Origin of the sequence: Marinomonas hwangdonensis, assembly GCF_003721245.1 — a bacterium.
GTDB lineage: Bacteria > Pseudomonadota > Gammaproteobacteria > Pseudomonadales > Marinomonadaceae > Marinomonas > Marinomonas hwangdonensis.
Window position 1 is genome coordinate 1 of sequence record NZ_RIZG01000022.1, and the last position, 1,434, is coordinate 1,434.

Annotated in this window: 2 protein-coding genes; both read right to left on the minus strand. The window is 41.1% G+C overall.

Going from position 1 to position 1,434, the window contains the following annotated elements; translation table 11 throughout:
- Window positions 1-30: 30 nt before the first annotated feature.
- Window positions 31-957 (minus strand): IS3 family transposase, encoded by a 927-nt coding sequence (locus EBI00_RS15880; RefSeq protein WP_123096906.1) that lies wholly within the window; start codon window positions 955-957, stop codon window positions 31-33.
- The coding region (locus tag EBI00_RS15885) for a helix-turn-helix domain-containing protein (RefSeq protein ID WP_206612601.1) at window positions 858-1,434 on the minus strand (577 nt) is incomplete at its 5' end. The genes EBI00_RS15885 and EBI00_RS15880, both read right to left, overlap by 100 nt.

Sequence of the window (1,434 nt, forward strand, 5' to 3'; positions counted from 1 at the left end):
TGAAGTGACCCCATAAAGTTGGACACTTTATTAACCGGCTAACAATGCCTGATTTCGGTACTCTACCGGAGTCAGGCCATTTAACCCCATTTTTATTCGTTTTGTATTGTAGTAATCAATATACTCTTCAAGTTCTTGGATCAGATCATCTGCATCCTCGAAGGTTTCCCCATGGAACATTTCCGTTTTTAGCAAGGCGAAAAAGTTCTCAGCGACAGCATTGTCCAAACAATTTCCTTTTCGAGACATACTTTGCTGTAGTCCATGTTTTTTTAAGATAACTCGCGTTTGCTTTTGCTGGTACTGCCAACCTTGATCACTGTGTAATATCGGTGCTTCTCCTTCTTTTAGGACACACATAGCGTCTTTTAGCATGTCGGTCACGAGCGGTAAATGCGCTGTCTTTTTAATTTGGTAGGCAATCACCTCTTGATTAAATAGATCAATCACTGGAGACAAGTACACTTTTTGTCCTTTAATATTAAATTCTGTCACGTCGGTGACCCACTTCTCGTTCGGCCTGTCCGCTTTAAAATTTCGGCATAAGAGATTGTCTGCGATACATCCTATTTCGCCTCTATAAGAGCGATAGCGTTTAGGTCGTACCTTATATTTAAGCCCCAATAATTTCATCAGCTTTTGCACGGTTTTATGATTCAGTCCTATTTTGGATTTACGAAGCTCAGAGGTGATACGTCGATAACCATAACGACTTTTATGCTCATAGAAGATCTCTTGTATCTTTTCTTTCGCTTCTACGTACTGATCAGGCTGTGTTAATCGCTGATAATGGTAATAAAATACACTTCGCGGCAGTGACAACGATCGAAGTAAATTCGGTAACTTAAACTGATCTTTTAACCCTTGGACAATTGACGCTTTTTCTTGGCTTGTTGGCGCTTCATCTCGTCCAAGGCTTCTAACTTTTTTAGAACCGCTACCTCCGTTCGACGATATTCCAGCTCTTCACGAAGCTCTTCTACTGTCATTTCGTCGATAGACTTATCATTTGATTCTTGGCTCTGTTTTTTCATATAAGTGCGCCCTCGCTGTTTAGGTTGAAGGCCTTGGAGTCCTGATTCGTCAAACTCACGCAGCCATACCCAAAGCGTACCGGGAGAGGGAAGATTGTAAAAGGCACTTGTGTAATGTAATGACCAATTTTCTGACCACATTCTCTTAAGAATATCGGATTTATCTTTAGCTGTATGAGGAGATTTTGGTGGTAGAAAGGATTCATCACCATTGAAGCTATAGACCTTACTCCAATAGCGAATCTGGCTGTGTGGAATAGACAGCTGTTTTCCAAGCGCTTTGGGTGATGAAACACCGTTAAGGCATTGCTGAGCTAATGTGATTTTAAAAACACGACTGTACTTTGACATAAAAAAAGAACCCCCAATGATGGTTGTCCAACTATTGGGGGTCACTTCA